The organism is Campylobacter sp. TTU_617 (assembly GCF_016599045.1).
In the GTDB taxonomy this organism is placed as follows: domain Bacteria; phylum Campylobacterota; class Campylobacteria; order Campylobacterales; family Campylobacteraceae; genus Campylobacter_D.
Genome location: NZ_JAENKV010000005.1, coordinates 40,670 through 56,282, shown reverse-complemented (window position 1 = coordinate 56,282; position 15,613 = coordinate 40,670). Strand labels below are relative to the sequence as shown.

The 15,613-nt window shown below is 25.6% G+C and carries 15 protein-coding genes; 5 read left to right on the top strand and 10 right to left on the bottom strand.

Annotated features, from left to right (window positions below; genetic code table 11):
* Positions 1-159: 159 nt before the first annotated feature.
* From GQV94_RS03670 to GQV94_RS03660, 3 genes are read right to left on the bottom strand one after another with little or no spacing between them, the layout of a single operon-like run.
* Positions 160-783: an RsmD family RNA methyltransferase gene (locus GQV94_RS03670; protein WP_200169617.1), complete on the bottom strand. Its 624-nt coding sequence runs from the start codon at positions 781-783 to the stop codon at positions 160-162.
* The gene (locus GQV94_RS03665; RefSeq protein WP_200169615.1) at positions 773-1,156 is read right to left on the bottom strand and encodes an ornithine carbamoyltransferase; all 384 of its coding nucleotides are present in this window, start codon (positions 1,154-1,156) and stop codon (positions 773-775) included. Before GQV94_RS03665 ends, GQV94_RS03670 begins: the two co-directional genes overlap by 11 nt.
* Positions 1,153-2,223: a DUF5644 domain-containing protein gene (locus GQV94_RS03660; RefSeq protein WP_200169613.1), complete on the bottom strand. Its 1,071-nt coding sequence runs from the start codon at positions 2,221-2,223 to the stop codon at positions 1,153-1,155. The genes GQV94_RS03665 and GQV94_RS03660 overlap by 4 nt, the downstream gene beginning before the upstream one ends.
* Before the next feature lie 91 nt (positions 2,224-2,314).
* On the opposite strand from GQV94_RS03660, the gene GQV94_RS03655 reads away from it, so the two are divergent.
* On the top strand, positions 2,315-3,136 hold the full coding sequence (locus tag GQV94_RS03655; protein ID WP_200169611.1) for a thiamine-phosphate kinase: 822 nt from the start codon (positions 2,315-2,317) through the stop codon (positions 3,134-3,136).
* The gene (gene truD, locus GQV94_RS03650) at positions 3,105-4,226 is read left to right on the top strand and encodes a tRNA pseudouridine(13) synthase TruD (RefSeq protein WP_200169609.1); all 1,122 of its coding nucleotides are present in this window, start codon (positions 3,105-3,107) and stop codon (positions 4,224-4,226) included. Before GQV94_RS03655 ends, truD begins: the two co-directional genes overlap by 32 nt.
* Here the strand turns inward: truD and rfaE1 are convergent.
* Genes rfaE1 through GQV94_RS03635 form a run of 3 tightly spaced genes read right to left on the bottom strand, consistent with a single transcriptional unit; the run spans position 4,204 to position 7,076 of the window.
* Positions 4,204-5,595, bottom strand: a complete 1,392-nt coding sequence (gene rfaE1 / locus GQV94_RS03645; protein ID WP_200169608.1) for a D-glycero-beta-D-manno-heptose-7-phosphate kinase — start codon at positions 5,593-5,595, stop codon at positions 4,204-4,206. The genes truD and rfaE1 overlap by 23 nt on opposite strands.
* On the bottom strand, positions 5,588-6,541 hold the full coding sequence (gene rfaD / locus GQV94_RS03640) for an ADP-glyceromanno-heptose 6-epimerase (protein ID WP_200169607.1): 954 nt from the start codon (positions 6,539-6,541) through the stop codon (positions 5,588-5,590). The genes rfaE1 and rfaD overlap by 8 nt, the downstream gene beginning before the upstream one ends.
* Positions 6,542-6,551: 10 nt before the next feature.
* A complete protein-coding gene (locus tag GQV94_RS03635) occupies positions 6,552-7,076 on the bottom strand; it encodes a D-glycero-alpha-D-manno-heptose-1,7-bisphosphate 7-phosphatase (RefSeq protein WP_325099557.1) in 525 nt (174 codons plus the stop codon).
* A 106-nt stretch (positions 7,077-7,182) separates the two neighbouring features.
* Between GQV94_RS03635 and GQV94_RS03630 the strand changes: the two genes are divergently transcribed.
* A complete protein-coding gene (locus GQV94_RS03630) occupies positions 7,183-7,485 on the top strand; it encodes a c-type cytochrome (RefSeq protein WP_200169605.1) in 303 nt (100 codons plus the stop codon).
* Positions 7,486-7,498: 13 nt separating this feature from the next.
* Here GQV94_RS03630 and ccoS read toward each other — a convergent pair whose 3' ends face one another.
* Together ccoS and GQV94_RS03620 are read right to left on the bottom strand one after the other, a co-directional pair.
* Positions 7,499-7,708, bottom strand: coding sequence for a cbb3-type cytochrome oxidase assembly protein CcoS (ccoS, locus tag GQV94_RS03625; protein ID WP_200169603.1), 210 nt, complete (start codon positions 7,706-7,708; stop codon positions 7,499-7,501).
* On the bottom strand, positions 7,708-10,056 hold the full coding sequence (locus tag GQV94_RS03620) for a heavy metal translocating P-type ATPase (RefSeq protein WP_200169601.1): 2,349 nt from the start codon (positions 10,054-10,056) through the stop codon (positions 7,708-7,710). Before GQV94_RS03620 ends, ccoS begins: the two co-directional genes overlap by 1 nt.
* A gap of 113 nt (positions 10,057-10,169) precedes the next feature.
* Between GQV94_RS03620 and rho the strand changes: the two genes are divergently transcribed.
* Both rho and GQV94_RS03610 read left to right on the top strand, forming a co-directional pair.
* Entirely contained in the window at positions 10,170-11,468 is a 1,299-nt protein-coding gene (gene rho / locus GQV94_RS03615; RefSeq protein ID WP_200169599.1) for a transcription termination factor Rho, read from the top strand.
* Positions 11,469-11,667: 199 nt separating this feature from the next.
* A complete protein-coding gene (locus tag GQV94_RS03610; protein ID WP_200169597.1) occupies positions 11,668-13,206 on the top strand; it encodes a DNA polymerase III subunit gamma/tau in 1,539 nt (512 codons plus the stop codon).
* 86 nt (positions 13,207-13,292) lie between these two features.
* Here the strand turns inward: GQV94_RS03610 and GQV94_RS03605 are convergent, their stop codons facing one another.
* Positions 13,293-15,413, bottom strand: coding sequence for a heavy metal translocating P-type ATPase (locus tag GQV94_RS03605; RefSeq protein ID WP_200169595.1), 2,121 nt, complete (start codon positions 15,411-15,413; stop codon positions 13,293-13,295).
* A complete protein-coding gene (locus GQV94_RS03600; protein WP_200169593.1) occupies positions 15,413-15,613 on the bottom strand; it encodes a heavy-metal-associated domain-containing protein in 201 nt (66 codons plus the stop codon). The genes GQV94_RS03605 and GQV94_RS03600 overlap by 1 nt, the downstream gene beginning before the upstream one ends.

Below are 15,613 nucleotides of genomic sequence, written 5' to 3'. Positions count from 1 at the left end.
ATATATTTCTTAAAAATTAAATAAACAAACTAATAATTAAAGATTATTAAGATTTAAAACTTTGCTCAATTTTTTAAAAATAACAACTTTGATAATTTTAAATACAAAAATTTTATAATTATAAAAAATATTTAAATTAAACAATAATGTAAAAAATTTTTAATTTTTCTGATAAAAACTAAGGCTTGTAGAACCAAATTTCTTCACTTTTCTTAAATCAAAAATACCTAAATTTTGTGGAGTTTTAATTAAAGAATAATGCTCAATTACAATATAAATAATATTTAAGTCATTTAAGTTTTCAATTAATTTATAAACTTTTTCATAAATTCCATCAAAACCATCTCTGATATTAAAAGGAGGATCAAAATAAAGTATTAATTCTTCCTTATTTAAATCACAAACCAAGCGCGGTAAAATTTTAAAACTATCACCTTGCAAAATTATCATTTCATTGCTTATATTTTTAGCATTTTGTAAAGCTATTTGATAAGCTTTATTATCAAGTTCTATAGCATAAGCTTTTAAAGCTTCATTGCTTAAGGCTTCAGCAGCCATTAAGGCACTTCCTCCAAAAACTTCTATAAAAATTTTTTCTCTTAAAATATCTCTTAAAACATTAAATACACAAGCTTTTACTATGCTTTTTGTACTTCTTGTAGTATCAAAACTTGGTAAAAGAATTTTTTTACCTTTAAATTTACCACTCTCAATGAGAGTATAAAGTTTTTTAGAATTTTTTATTTTGAAATTTCCTTTTTTTAAATAAATACTATCCATCATTTAAAACTTGGATTAACTTATTTTTTAAATTTATAATAGATTTATCAATTTCTAATTGATAACTTTTTTTAAATTCATTAGCTATTGAATCAATTTTAGCTTCTAAAATTCTTCTTTGTTCATCTGCAATTTTTTGTGCTGCAAGTTTTAATGCCTCATCAAATTCTTTTAAAGAAGCAAAAAGCTCCTCTTTACTAAAAGGGATAGTTAAAAAAGGAGAATTCTCGCTAATGATAAACAGAGGTTTAGAACTTGGAATTTTTTCATCGCAAATAATAAAATCACAATCTTTTTTCATAACCAAATAATCTTTTAAAAAAAGCTCTAAAGCTTTTTCTATAATAAGATCTTTACATTCAAGAGAAATTTTCATATTAAAGTAACCTGTAAAGAATGGTTTTTCAAAGATTCCATCTTAATACCAGCCATAAGAGCAAAAAATTCATAATGACTTAAAATATAAAAATCATCAAATTCTCTACCACTTATTTGCATTAACTTCTTAGAACAAGAATCAAGCATATAAAAATCACTTGGAGTATCAACTATTAAAAAATCACAACCAGCATCATAAGCTTGAAGTATAATATCTGCTGCCATTCTATAAGAAAGCTTTTCATCTAAATTTAAAAATTCAAAACCTGTACTTTTTTCACTACCTAAAAAGGATACAAATTTTGCCTCAAGTTTATCACTAAATTTAATATCCTTACGCGTAAATAGCCCTATATTAAAATCTTTAAAATTATATTTAATATCGCTTGGTTCTTTGAATTCATTACGAAAAGATTCTAAAATTGGATTTTTATCATTTAATAAAGTTTCATTAAAAAGTTTTGCTTTTAAAATTTCTTGTTTTAAAAAATCAATTGTCTGTTCCAAAAGTAAATTTTTAGTTTTTATATGATAGAAAATTCCCCTGCTTTCATCTTTAATAATTTTTAAAAAATTTTCTTTTTTATTAGGATATTTTTCTATCATTTGACCTACAAAATAAAAAAAAGAATCTCCAAGATAATTAGGTAAATACTTTAAAATTTTACTTGTATAATACAAATAATCATATTTTTCATAAATTTTTTTATCCTCTTCACTAACTAAATGTGAAATGAGCTTAAAACGATCATAAAAATCATCTTTATTAATAATAAGATCTTTTATAGCCCTTTTGGTGCTTAATGGTTCTATCTTTAGCTCATAACCTTCATCTTGTAAAATTTGACTTAAAGAAGTGTTCAATCTAAAAGGTTTATTGTTAATTAATACAAAAGCATTCTCATTTTTTTCAAATTCAAAATATATATCATCATCATTAACTTGTAAAAGCAAATCATAAAGAGAAGCAAAATTTTCATAATTATTATAAACATAAGGTTTATAATATGCCTCATAATCTTGTCTATTGTCAAATCTAAAAATTCTAAGTTCTAAATCTTTCATTTTAATTTCCTTTTTTAAATTATATAAAAATTTCTTAAAAATATCTATAAAACAAAGTGTTATTTAAAATGAAATTTTATAAAATAATTTTATGGATAAAGAGCAATTTATCATCAAAGCCTTTTTAAATTCTATAAATGGTGATGATGGCGCTATAATTGATAATTGGTGTTTTAGTAAAGATTTATTTTTTGAAGATATTCATTTTAAAAGATCTTGGATGAGTCTAGAGCAAATTGCTAGCAAAGCTATGCTTGTAAATATTTCTGATGCTATAGTAATGAATGCTAAACCAAAATATGCTCTTTTAGGACTTGCTTTACCAAAAAATTTAAGTGATATTGAAATTAAAGCTTTGCAAAAAGGATTTTTAAATACTGCTAAAAAATTTAATATAAAAATTATAGGTGGCGATACAATAAGCAATCATAAAATTGATATAAGCATTACTCTTATTTCTAAAATTTATAAAAAACCTGTTTTAAGAAAAGGTTTAAAATTAGGGGATTTGATAGCCTTTAGTGGAAATTTAGGCCAAAGCTTAAAAGGCTTAGAACTTTTAAAACAAGGTAAAAAATTAAGCCCTAATCATCGCTTTATTAAGCCTAAAATAAGAAAAGATTTTTTTTATGAAATTGCTCAAAAGCTTAGTTGTGCTATGGATATTTCAGATGGATTAAGCAAAGATTTATCACGCTTGCTTAAGATCAATAATCTAGGAATTTCTTGGTATAAAAATCTTAATTTTTATGAGTTATATAGTGGAGAAGAGTATGAAATTTTATTTGCCTTTAATCCAAAAGATGAAAACTTTATAAAACAAAGCGCTAAAAAACATAAAGTAAAGCTTAATATTTTTGGTAAAGCTGTGAAAGGAAAATATGAATTTATTGGAAAAGAACACCACTTTTAAACCTCTTTATAGTTTAAAACATAGTGCAATTAATGTTTATTTTAGTAAAAATAGCGATGATTTTGTTGTAAGAGAAAAACCTCTTTATGAATTTTCCAATCAAGGCGAACATTTAATTATGCACATTTGCAAAAAAGATTTAAGCACAAATGAGGCTTTGCAAATTTTAAGTGAAACAAGCGGGATTAAAATAAGAGATTTCGGCTACGCAGGCCTTAAGGATAAACAAGGCTTTACTTTTCAATATGTTTCTGTACTTAAAAAATTTCAAGAACGCTTTAATAATTTTTCTCATCCAAAATTAAAAATTTTAGAATATTTCACTCATCATAATAAATTAAAAATAGGTCATTTAAAAGGTAATTCTTTTTTTATACGTTTAAAAAAAGTTTCTCCTAGCAATGCTTTAAAACTCAAAGAAGTTTTTACTACACTAAATTCACAAGGTTTTGCAAATTATTTTGGTTATCAACGCTTTGGAAAATTTGGAGATAATTATTTAGAAGGAATTGAAATTTTAAAAGGCAAAAAAGTAAAAAATCCAAAACTTAAAAATTTTTTAATTTCAGCTCTTCAAAGTGAATTTTTCAATCGTTATCTTAGCAAAAGAATAGAATTCTCTCATTTTATTAAAGATTTTAATATTAAAGAATTAATGCAACTTTATCCTTTAAGTAAAAAAGAATTGCAAATTCTTAAAAAACAAAAAAATTTTTTTAAAATTTTAAAAGGAGATGTACTGGGACATTATCCTTATGGAAAATGCTTTATTTGCGAAGATTTAATTCAAGAGCAGGAAAGATTTTTAAAAAGAGATATTTCTGCTTTAGGTTTATTAGTAGGTAAAAAAGCTTTTGAAAGCTTAGGTTTTGTTAAAGAATTAGAAGATGAAATTTTCAAAGAACTTTTAGAATTTAAACAGCAATTGCAAGGATCTAGACGTTTTATGTGGAGTTATATGGAAAATGCAAAATTTCATTACAATGAAGAAAAAGCTCATATTGTTTTAGAATTTTTTCTTCAAAAAGGATCTTATGCTACAACTGTTTTAGAAGAGCTTTTGCATACTAATTTAAAGCTTGATTGTTGATTTTATTTATTATATTGCTTGTGCTAAAACCTTCTTCAAAATCAATTAACTCAACTTTTGAAACTAATTTTTCTCCTATAACTTCTTTATTTTGATAATCAGCCCCCTTAACTAAAACATCAGGCTTTAAAAATGATATCAATTCTAAAGGTGTATCCTCATCAAAAATCACAACAAAATCTACAAAATAAAAAGCTGCTAACATACAAGCTCTATGAAATTCTGAATTTATAGGACGATTTTTACCTTTAAGTCTTTTTACACTCGCGTCAGAATTTAATCCAACGATTAAAATATCACCTAATTTTTTAGCTTTTTCTAGATACTTAATATGTCCAAAATGCACTATATCAAAACAGCCATTAGTAAAAACTATTTTTTTATTTTTCATTTTAAGTATCTTTAAAAGTTCTTCTTTGCTTTTTATCTTATTTTCAAAATTGTTTTTATTAAAATTTTTAATCTCATCTAAGCTAACACTCACACTTCCTATTTTTCCTACAACTACAGCTGCAGCTTCATTAGCTAATTCACAAGCTTTTAAAATAGGTATATTACAAGCTAAAGAAAAGGCTAAAGTTGCAATTACACTATCCCCTGCTCCCGTTACATCATAAACCTCTAATGCTTTAGCAGGAATAATATGCAATTTTTCATCAAAAAGTGCTATACCATCTTCAGAAAGAGTGATAATAGAATATTTTAAATTAAAATCATTTTTAAGTTTCTCTATACCATATTGAAGATTTTCTCCTTCTAAATTATTAATTTTTAAAGCTTTTAAAGCCTCTTGCTTATTTGGAGTTAATAAAGTAGCACCCTTATACTTACTAAAATCATCTCCTTTAGGATCCACTAAAACAGGTATATTAAATTCATTTGCACTTTGAATAATATTTTGACAAATTTTTGGAGTTAAAACTCCTTTTGCATAATCACTGAGTAAAATAGCATTAAAATTCCTAAAAATTTTTTTAAATTCTGTGATTAATTCTTGCTCAAGTTTAATATCTTCATCATCTTCATCATCTAATCTTAAAACTTGTTGATTATGAGCAATAATACGACTTTTAAGAGAAGTTTTGCGCCCTTTTTGCACTAAAAAACAAGAATTTAATTTTTCTTTTAAGAAAATTCCATTTTCATCATCTCCAACAACGCCAAGCGCAAAAACATCTGCTCCTAAAGCTTTTAAATTTGCATAAACATTAGCACCACCGCCTAAACGTTTTTCTTGTTCATTAGATTTCATTATCATAACAGGTGCTTCAGGACTAATACGTGTACTATTGCACCAAATATAACAATCTACCATAAAATCACCTATGACAAGAATTTTAGGCTTTTGTTTTGCTAAAAAATTAAACATTTACTTCCTTTTCAAATAGTCTTAAAATTTCTGGCAAATAATCTTTTATACCTTCTTCAAGACTATACTTTGGACAATAGGCAAAATTTTCATCTAATTTTGCTTGTGTATGAAATTGATAAAATTTTTCATAAGGATTTTTAATATATTTGCAAGATAAATTTGTATTTAGTTCTTTTTGTAATATATCTACAATATCTTGAAAAGTTCTTGCTTTTCCGCTACCTACATTATAAACCCCATTTTTTGCTTCTATAGCTTTAATATTAGCTTCCAAACAATCTTTTATATAAACAAAATCTCTATAAATTTTATCACTTCCTTCAAATAAACAAGGATTTTTCCCTGCTAAAATTTGATGAGCAAATTGTATAATCATAGAAGAAGTTTTACCTTTATAAAATTCACCTTTTCCATAAACATTGAAGTACCTAAGTCCTATTAAATGAGCTTTATTGTAGTATTTTTGTGCTAAATTATCCATCATAAGTTTTGAAAAAGCATAAGGATTCTTAGGATTTTCATTAACTCCTACAATCTGAGGACTAGGAGCATCACCATAAACAGAAGCAGAACTTGCATAAATTAGTTTTGCATTAAGTTCAATACTAAGTTTTATAAATTCTTTAAAAGTATTTAAATTTACACTTAAAACCTTATTTTGATCATAAATTGTAGTATCAGAAATAGCTGCTTTATGAAATATAACTTCTGGTTTAAAATCTTTTATTATTTTTAAAGTTTTTTCTTCATTTATATCTGTGACATATAACTCGCCCTTAAAACCTAACAAATTTTTAAAATGTCCCAAACATTCTAAATTTCCATTTTCAAAAACAGCATTACTTCTCATTTTATCTATAATTAAAACTTCGTGATTTTCTTGTAAAAAAAGGGCCAATGCTGAACCAATAAATCCTGCTCCACCTGTAATAACTATTTTCATTAATTTATCCTTAGAAATTTTGTTTTAAAAAATTTAAAAGTTCTTTTAAAGAAAAAAAACTTTTAAAATAATCTTGTTTTAATATATGTTCATTTACAAGAAATAAATTTTTAACTCCTGCATTTACTCCCGCTTGCATATCGCTAAGATTATCTCCTATAAAAATGGAATTTTCCATATCTATATCAAATTCATCTTTAGCTTTTAAAAGCATACCTGGTTTTGGTTTTCTACATTCACAATTTTCCAAATGTGGACAATAATATATTTTTGAAATTTTTATATCTTGCTTAATGAATTCCTCTAAAACAAAATTACAAAGCTTTGAAAAATCTTCTTCCTTATAATAACCCCTTGCAATACCTGATTGATTAGTTATTATAAAAATTAAATAATCCTTTAAAAAAAAATACTTACAAAGATCAAAAATTTCATTATAAAATTCAAAATCTTCTATCTTATAAACATATTTTTTATCTACATTAATAACACCATCTCTATCTAAAAACAACGCTTTTCTTTTCATAAAAAGCATTATAATATAGCTTTTTTAAAATAAACATTTATTTTATAAAATCTTTAAGAAATTTATTAAAAATTAAAGATATAATATTCCTTACCTAAAATAACAAGGAGTTAAAATGAAAAAATTGCTAGCAATTTCTACTTTAGTGTGTCTTGGGGTTTCTGCTTATGCAGCTGATGGTGCTACACTCTTTAAAAAATGTGCTGTTTGTCACGGAGCAAAAGCTGATAAAGTTTACTTAGGAAAAGTTCCAGCTCTTACATCTTTAAGCTATGAGGAAAGATCACAAGCTTTAAAAGAATATCAAGCAGGAACAAGAAATAAATTTGGACAAGGTGCTATTATGAAGCTTCAATTAAAAGGTTTAAGTGAAGCTGATCTTGAAGCTATTGATAAATATATTGATACTTTAAAATAATCTGCATAATTTTTTAAGAAAGCTTTTTTTGCTTTCTTAAAGCTTCTTCTTTTCTTTTTTGTAAATTTATTATATCGTTTAAAGCTTCTTCATCATCGTTTAAAGTAATAAATTTATATTCATCGTCAAATTGTTTATTTTTTATTGCCCATAAAAAAGTGGCAAGAATTATAAAAAAGGTTAGCAAAGAGACTCCTATCATTATTGTTATTACATTACTCATTATTTAATCCTTAAAGCATTTAATATAACTATTATACTACTAAAAGACATAGAAAGTGCTGCGATTAAAGGATTAATAAGCCCTAAAAAAGCCAAAGGAATAGTTAAAGCATTATAAAATAAAGAAAAAAATAGATTTTGTTTTATAATTTTATAGGTATTTTTAGAAAGCTTTAAGACTTTTATTAAGGAAAATAAATCATTTTTTAATAAAAGCACATCACTGCTTTGAATTGCTAAATCACTTCCTTGTTTTAAAGCAATAGAAACACTAGCATTTTTTAATGCTAAAGCATCGTTAATACCATCTCCAACAAATAAAACTTTATATTTTTGATTTAAATTTTCAATAACTTTCATTTTATCTTCAGGCAAACAAGAAGCTTTGTAATTAGTTATTTTAAGCTCTTTGGCGATTTTTTCCACTGCATAATAATTATCTCCACTTAATATCATCGTTTCAATCTTATGATCATATAAATAAGCTATAAGTTCTTTAGTCCCTTCTCTTAAAATATTTTCAAATTCAAAATAAGCAAATATTTTTTGATTTTTAGCAAAAATAAAATGAGTATTTTGAAACTCTTTAACTTCAATACCATTTTCTCTTAAAAAATAATAATTTCCTCCTAAAAATAAATCATTATTCAAATTTGCTTTTAATCCTCTTGCTTGGATATTAAAAAGTTCTTTAAAATCTAATTTTTTATAAACAATACCTTGAGCTTCAAAAAATTTAGCAATACTTTTTGATACAGGATGATTAGAAAGCTTTATAAAGCTATAAAATTCCTCTTTATCTATTTTATCATCTAAATAAAAATTACTAATTTTTAATTCATTATTTGTTAAAGTTCCTGTTTTATCAAAAACAGCCATATTAATTTTACTAAGATCTTCAATAGTGCTAGAATGTTTAAAAATAATATGATCTTTTAAAGATTTTCCTAAAGCAACAAGTGTGCTAACAGGAGTTGCTAAAGCCAAAGCACAAGGGCAAGCTATAATTAAAACTGATATAGCATTTACAAGGCTTAACTCTATATTAGTATCTTTTAAAAAAAACCAAAAACAAAAACAAGCAAAAGAAAAAAACAAAATAACAGGTGAAAAATATCCAGAAATTTTAGACACTAAGCTTTCAAGTTTAGCCTTTTTAGTACTAGCTAATTCAAGAAGTTTTATAATAATTGCGAGCTTAGAATCTTTATAAAGTTTAGTTGCTCTATATTCTATGCTACCATCAAGCACTATACAAGCAGAATTTAACTCATCATTTTGTCTTATTAGCAAAGGAGTATTTTCACCATTTAAAGAAGAAGTATCAAGACTTGCTTCACCTCTAATGCAAACACCATCAATTAAAATTTTATCACCGCTTCTAAGCAAAATAATATCATTAAGTTTAACCTCATTGGCTGATTTTGGTTTAAACTCTTTACCATTAAAAACTAAAACTTCATTTTTCAAAAATGCATTTAAACCATCTATAGTATCTAAGGCTATTTTTTTACTCAATACTTGAAGATATTTCCCAATAAAAACAAAACAAACAATCATAGCAACAGAATCAAAATAAACCTCGCCCACTCTAAAAAACATAGCCCACAATGAATACAAAAAAGCTAAACTTGCTCCACTAATTACTAAAGTATCCATATTAACTTTTTTATTTTTAATTGCTCTAAAAGCATTTTGATAAAAACTTGAACCTGTATAAAAAAGAACAGGAAAACAAAGAATAAACTCAGCAAAATTTAAAATATCTTTTATATCCTTATCCATTCCTGTAAAAAATCCTGCATATTTTGCTATAGCTATCCACATAATATTCATAACACAAGCAATAGCCACAATAAGTTTAGAATAAAATTCCCTCTTTATTAAATTTGCTTTTTGTTCTGTTTTAGTAGGATCGTAAGCACTTGCTTTATAACCTATACTTTCTATTAAATTTAAAATATCTTTTAAATTAATAATATCTTGATCAAAAACAATTCTAGCCTTATGAGTAAAATGATTAATATCAAGTTCTAAAATTCCTTGTTGCTTAATTAAAATTTTTTCATTAAGCCAAATGCAAGCTGCACATTCTATTCCATATAATATAAGATAAACCTCGCTAAAACCTTCTTTGGTTTTATTAATAAATTCATCATAACTTTTAAAGCCATTTTGATTTGAAACTGGTTTTAAAGTTTTATCTCCTAATTTTTTATAAAATTCATCTAAACTATTCTCATATAAAATTTCATAAACACTTTGACAACCTTTGCAGCAAAAAAAGAGATCGTTTTTTTTTATCATTTGATTTTCTTGAAAATTTAATCTACAATGTGCACATTTCATAGCTATTCTTTCATAAAATTTAGTTTTGTTATTATAAACAAATTTGACAAAAAGTATATTTTTTTATTAAAATCATGCTTTACAAAAATTCTTCTTAAAATCTACGAGGGCTTATGGAAAAAGAAAAAAAACAGCATCAAAGAACGCATATTCCTGTAGAAGGATATAAAATTGAAGATCTAAAACTACTTGATCTTGAAAGTCTTGTTAAAATAGCCAATGAATGCGAAATAGAAAATCCACGCGAATTTCGTCGTCAAGAACTTATGTTTGAAATTTTAAAAGCACAAACCAAAAAAGGTGGTTTTATTCTTTTTACAGGTATTTTAGAAATATCTTCTGAAGGTTATGGTTTTTTACGTGGAATGGATGGAGATCTAAGTGATAGTGTTAATGATGCTTATGTTTCAAATTCGCAAATTCGCAAATTCGCTCTTCGTGTTGGAGATATAGTTACAGGACAGGTAAGAGAACCTAAAGATCAAGAAAAGTATTATGCTTTATTAAAAATTGAAGCTATAAACTATATGCCTTTACAAGAGGCTAAAGAAAGACCTCTTTTTGATAATCTTACTCCTATTTTTCCAACAGAAAAAATAAAATTAGAATACGATAGTATGAAATTAACAGGGCGTGTTTTAGATCTTTTTACCCCAATAGGAAAAGGACAACGCGGACTTATAGTAGCACCCCCTAGAACAGGTAAAACAGAACTTATGAAAGAATTAGCAGCAGCTATTGCTAAAAATCATCCCGATATGCATTTAATTGTTTTACTAGTTGATGAAAGACCTGAAGAAGTAACTGATATGCAAAGATGCGTAAAAGGAGAAGTTTTTAGCTCTACTTTTGATTTACCTGCTTATAATCACGTACGCGTAGCTGAACTTGTGATAGAAAAAGCTAAAAGAATGGTTGAAATGGGTAAGGATGTGATCATTTTACTTGATAGCATTACAAGACTTGCAAGAGCTTACAATACTGCTACTCCTAGCTCAGGAAAAGTTTTAAGCGGAGGAGTTGATGCCAATGCTTTACATAAACCAAAACGTTTTTTTGGAGCAGCTAGAAATATAGAAAAAGGAGGATCTTTAACTATAGTAGCTACTGCTTTAATCGATACGGGTTCAAGAATGGATGATGTAATTTTTGAAGAATTTAAAGGAACAGGAAATAGTGAAATTGTATTAGATAGAAATATTTCAGATAGAAGAATTTATCCAGCAATTAATATTATAAAATCAGGAACAAGAAAAGAAGAATTACTACAAAATCCAAGTGATTTACAAAAAATTTGGGCTATTCGTTCCGCTATTTCACAAATGGATGATATTGAAGCTCTTAAATTTTTATATTCTAAAATGTTAAAAACAAAAAACAACATTGAACTTTTATCTATAATGAATGAATAGTTTAAAAGAAAAACAAGTAATGAAAAAAATAGGTATTTTTTAAGTCAAATATGTATTTATTATATGCCTATCTTATTTTTTTATTTAATATTAAAATAAATTATAAATTTTTAGCTTTAAAAAAGAAACAAAATTTTATTATAAATCAAAAAATAATACATAATATGATAGCAAAAAAAGGTTTTATAAAGAGAGAAAAATGCTTCAAGCTTTAGCTATTAAATATAGACCAAAAACTTTTGATGAACTTATAGGGCAAAAAACTGTTAGCACTAGTTTAAAATACGCACTTGACAATCAAAGACTTGCTCACGCTTATCTATTTTCTGGCTTGCGTGGAAGTGGAAAAACTTCAAGTGCAAGAATTTTTTCGCGTGCTTTAGTTTGTGATCAAGGGCCAAGTTCAAATCCTTGTGGAAATTGCAAACAATGTCTAGCTGCACTTGAGGGTAAGCATATTGATATTATAGAAATGGATGCAGCAAGCAATCGTGGCTTAGAAGATATTCAAGCTTTAATTGAACAAACTAAATACACCCCGTCAATGGCAAGGTTTAAGATTTTCATTATCGATGAAGTTCATATGCTTACTTCTCAAGCTGCAAATGCACTACTAAAAACCCTAGAAGAACCTCCAAGCTATATAAAATTTATTTTAGCAACAACGGATCCTTTAAAATTACCAGCAACTGTTCTTTCAAGAACTCAACATTTTCGCTTTAAACAAATTTCTCAAAATGATATCTTTAATCATCTTAAAGAAATTCTTATGAAGGAAAATGTAAATTACGAAGATGAAGCTTTAAAATTTATAGCAAGAAGTGGTAATGGTTCTTTGAGAGATACTTTAACTTTACTTGATCAAGCTATTATCTTTTGTGAAAATAATATCAGTGTTACTAAAATTACTGATATGCTAGGTCTTTTGGATCCTTTAAAAATAAAAGAATTTTATAATAGCATTTTGAAAAAAGATGAAGGAAAAGTTTTTGAATTTTTAAAAGAATTTCAAGATTATGAAGCCTCAAATGTTATTGATGAAATGCTTTTTTATCTTAAGGAAAGTTTTTTTTCAAAAAGCACTGAATTTTCTACTTTAATTTATGAAAGATTCTTTAGGATACTCTCACGTGCTAAAAGTATAACTAGTGATGATGATGGATTTACACTTTGTGTTATGGCTTTTATGATGATGGAAGCAAGCTATTTAAAAGAAATTGATGAAAAAATTAATGAATTTAAAATTGATAATAAAAAAGAAGAAAATAATTACTTAACAAGTTCCATGCAAGAAAATAAAAGCTCTATAGAACAAGACAACAATCATAAAAACCCTTATGAAATATTAACCGATCTTATCTATGATAGAGATTATGATCTTGGAGAATGCTTTAAAAAAAATACGAAATTTATAAATTATGAAAATGAAATTTTAGCCATTACTTCAAACGCACAAGGAGAAGATAGAGATAAGCTTAATAAGGGTTTTAAACTTATACAAGAGCTTTTTAAAACTAAATTTGGAGCAAATGCTAAGATTTCTGTACAAAAAGAAATTTTTATAGATGAGAGCAAGCTTCAACCTATTACTCAAGATTTATCAAATTCACAAAATAAAAAAATAGATATTAATTCGCAATTTGATGAATTTAAAAAAGACGCTAAAAAATTTGATCCTTTAGAGGATACTAAAAATGCTTTAAGAGATTGTTTTGGAGAACCTAAAATAGAGAATTAATTTATATTTTACAATAAAAAAATCTCTTATATTATTTAAATTTTCTCAAAAATAAAAAATAATAAAATTTATATTTAGCCTTAAAGCTAAATATTTTTTAATCTTAAAGAGTTTAAAACAACAGCTATAGAACTAAAGCACATAGCAAGAGCTGCAAGATGAGGGTTTAAAGTGATATAAGGCACAAAACCAGCTGCTATAGGAATACAAAGAGAATTATAAAAAAAGGCCCAAAAAAGATTAAGTTTGATTATATTTCTAGTTTTATAAGAAATTTTAAAACAATAATCAATTAATCTTAAATCATCTTTTATTAAAATAAAATCTCCTGATTCTTTTGCCAAATCATTTGCTTTAGCAAAACTAATGCCAATATCCGCTAAATTTAAAGATGGAGCATCATTTATACCATCTCCAACAAAAACTATAGGATTTTTGTTTTGTTTTTTTTGTATAAAATTAAGCTTTTCATCTGGTTTTAAACTTGCATAAAATTCGTCAATGCTTAATTCTTTAGCTATTTGTTTAACACTTTTTTCATTATCCCCACTTAAAATAATGCTATGAATTTTTTTCTGTTTTAAAGATAATATAAGTTCTTTTGCCTCCTGTTTTAAAGTGTTGCTTAAACACACTCCGCCTAAACATTCTTTATCTTTAGCAAAATACACATAAACAGGTGCTTTATCTAAAAATTTTTCAAAAAATTCTTTAGTTTTAGATATATCAACGCCCTTTTCTTGTAAAAATTCTTCATTTCCTGCGAAATAAATAGCATCTTCTCCTTGATACTCTAAACCTTTTCCAATATGCATTTTAACTTCACCTTTTAAGCAAGTGTTTAAATTTAAATTTTTAGAAATAGCTTTTGCTATAGGATGAGAACTAAAACTTTCTATTTGTGCAAGTAAATTGAAATTTTCTTCACTAAGATTATGCTTATAAATTTTAAGTTTATCTTCAGTTAAGGTGCCTGTTTTATCAAAAACTATCTCTTTAATTTGATTTAAATTCTCTAAAGCACTAGGATTTTTAATCAAAATAGATTTTTTAGCAGCATTTGCTAAAGCTACCACTATAGCAATAGGTGTTGCAAGTCCTAAAGCACAAGGACAAGAGATTAAAATAACAGCACAAGCATATAAAAAAGCTTCATTAAAACCTGATTTTAAACTCCAAAAAATAAAAACTATACTTGCGATAATTATAATAAAACCCACAAAATAAGCTGAAATTTTATCAACTAAAGTCGCAATAGGTGTTTTAATATTGCCTGCTTTAAAAATAAGATCTTTAATTTGTTCTAAAGTGCTATCCATAGCCTTTTTGCTTACCCTAATTTTTAAAAAACCATTTAAAACAATACTTCCTGCACTAACTATGCTATCTTTTTGTTTTAAAACTGGTAAAAATTCTCCCGTTAAAAAACTTGTATCAAGCTCAGCTTTACCTTCTATAACTACACCATCAGCAACTATACTTTCACCTTCTTTTACTATAAGAATATCATCAACTTTAACAAAAGAACTTGGAATTTCTTTAAGTTCATCATTAATTAAAATTTTAGCTTTTTTTATACTGAGACTATTAATTTTTTTTTGATAATCTTGAGCTTTAAATTTTACATATTCTTCTAAAAGTTTTCCAAACAAAACAAAACTTATAATCATGCTTGCACCACTAAAATACAGATGTTCATCTTTTTCAAAAATCTTAAAATATACGAGCAAAGAATACACAAATGCCATAAAAGAACCCAAAGCTACTAAAGTATTCATATCTAAATTTTTATATTTTAATCCTTTAATGGCATTGATAAAAAAAACTCTCCCGCAATAAAAAATAGCAAAAATACTAATTAACAATTGCATATCTTTAGAAAAAGAATTCTTTACAAACATTTCAAAATACATAATCAAAATACTCAAAATTGCACTTAAAAAGAAATTAAGTTTCATTTTGGAAAATTGCTTAAGTTTATATTTCTCTAAATCTTGTTCTTCATCTAAAATTTCATATCCTAAATTTTTTATTTTTTTAAAAAGTTCATTTTTTACTTTTTCATTTTCAATCAGAAAAACACCACTTGAATTTACATAAGAAATACTTGCATCTTTAATGCCTTCGATTTTTTTACTTATCTTTTCAATAGAATTAGCACAATTAACGCAAGTCATTTTTCCTATTTTGATTTTTAATTCCTGCATTAAAGCTCCTCTAAAATCTCAAAACCTAAATCTTTCATTTCTTTTTTAAAATCTTCTATTTTTTCTTTATTGATATTAACTGCAACAACTCTTGGTGTAACATTTAAATCAACTTCTATTTTTCCAAATTCATCCTCTAAAGAATTTTTAATTAAATTTGCACAATTTTGACAATTGATATTAGCAACTTTAAATTTCAT

What these genes read in the sequence shown, in the direction of transcription:
- GQV94_RS03670 (WP_200169617.1), bottom strand. Translation starts at nt 783, where the DNA reads ATGATGGATAGTATTTATTTAAAAAAAGGAAATTTCAAAATAAAAAAT.
- GQV94_RS03665 (WP_200169615.1), bottom strand. Translation starts at nt 1,156, where the DNA reads ATGAAAATTTCTCTTGAATGTAAAGATCTTATTATAGAAAAAGCTTTA.
- GQV94_RS03660 (WP_200169613.1), bottom strand. Translation starts at nt 2,223, where the DNA reads ATGAAAGATTTAGAACTTAGAATTTTTAGATTTGACAATAGACAAGAT.
- GQV94_RS03655 (WP_200169611.1), top strand. Translation starts at nt 2,315, where the DNA reads ATGGATAAAGAGCAATTTATCATCAAAGCCTTTTTAAATTCTATAAAT.
- truD (WP_200169609.1), top strand. Translation starts at nt 3,105, where the DNA reads ATGAATTTATTGGAAAAGAACACCACTTTTAAACCTCTTTATAGTTTA.
- rfaE1 (WP_200169608.1), bottom strand. Translation starts at nt 5,595, where the DNA reads ATGTTTAATTTTTTAGCAAAACAAAAGCCTAAAATTCTTGTCATAGGT.
- rfaD (WP_200169607.1), bottom strand. Translation starts at nt 6,541, where the DNA reads ATGAAAATAGTTATTACAGGTGGAGCAGGATTTATTGGTTCAGCATTG.
- GQV94_RS03635 (WP_325099557.1), bottom strand. Translation starts at nt 7,076, where the DNA reads ATGCTTTTTATGAAAAGAAAAGCGTTGTTTTTAGATAGAGATGGTGTT.
- GQV94_RS03630 (WP_200169605.1), top strand. Translation starts at nt 7,183, where the DNA reads ATGAAAAAATTGCTAGCAATTTCTACTTTAGTGTGTCTTGGGGTTTCT.
- ccoS (WP_200169603.1), bottom strand. Translation starts at nt 7,708, where the DNA reads ATGAGTAATGTAATAACAATAATGATAGGAGTCTCTTTGCTAACCTTT.
- GQV94_RS03620 (WP_200169601.1), bottom strand. Translation starts at nt 10,056, where the DNA reads ATGAAATGTGCACATTGTAGATTAAATTTTCAAGAAAATCAAATGATA.
- rho (WP_200169599.1), top strand. Translation starts at nt 10,170, where the DNA reads ATGGAAAAAGAAAAAAAACAGCATCAAAGAACGCATATTCCTGTAGAA.
- GQV94_RS03610 (WP_200169597.1), top strand. Translation starts at nt 11,668, where the DNA reads ATGCTTCAAGCTTTAGCTATTAAATATAGACCAAAAACTTTTGATGAA.
- GQV94_RS03605 (WP_200169595.1), bottom strand. Translation starts at nt 15,413, where the DNA reads ATGCAGGAATTAAAAATCAAAATAGGAAAAATGACTTGCGTTAATTGT.
- GQV94_RS03600 (WP_200169593.1), bottom strand. Translation starts at nt 15,613, where the DNA reads ATGAAATTTAAAGTTGCTAATATCAATTGTCAAAATTGTGCAAATTTA.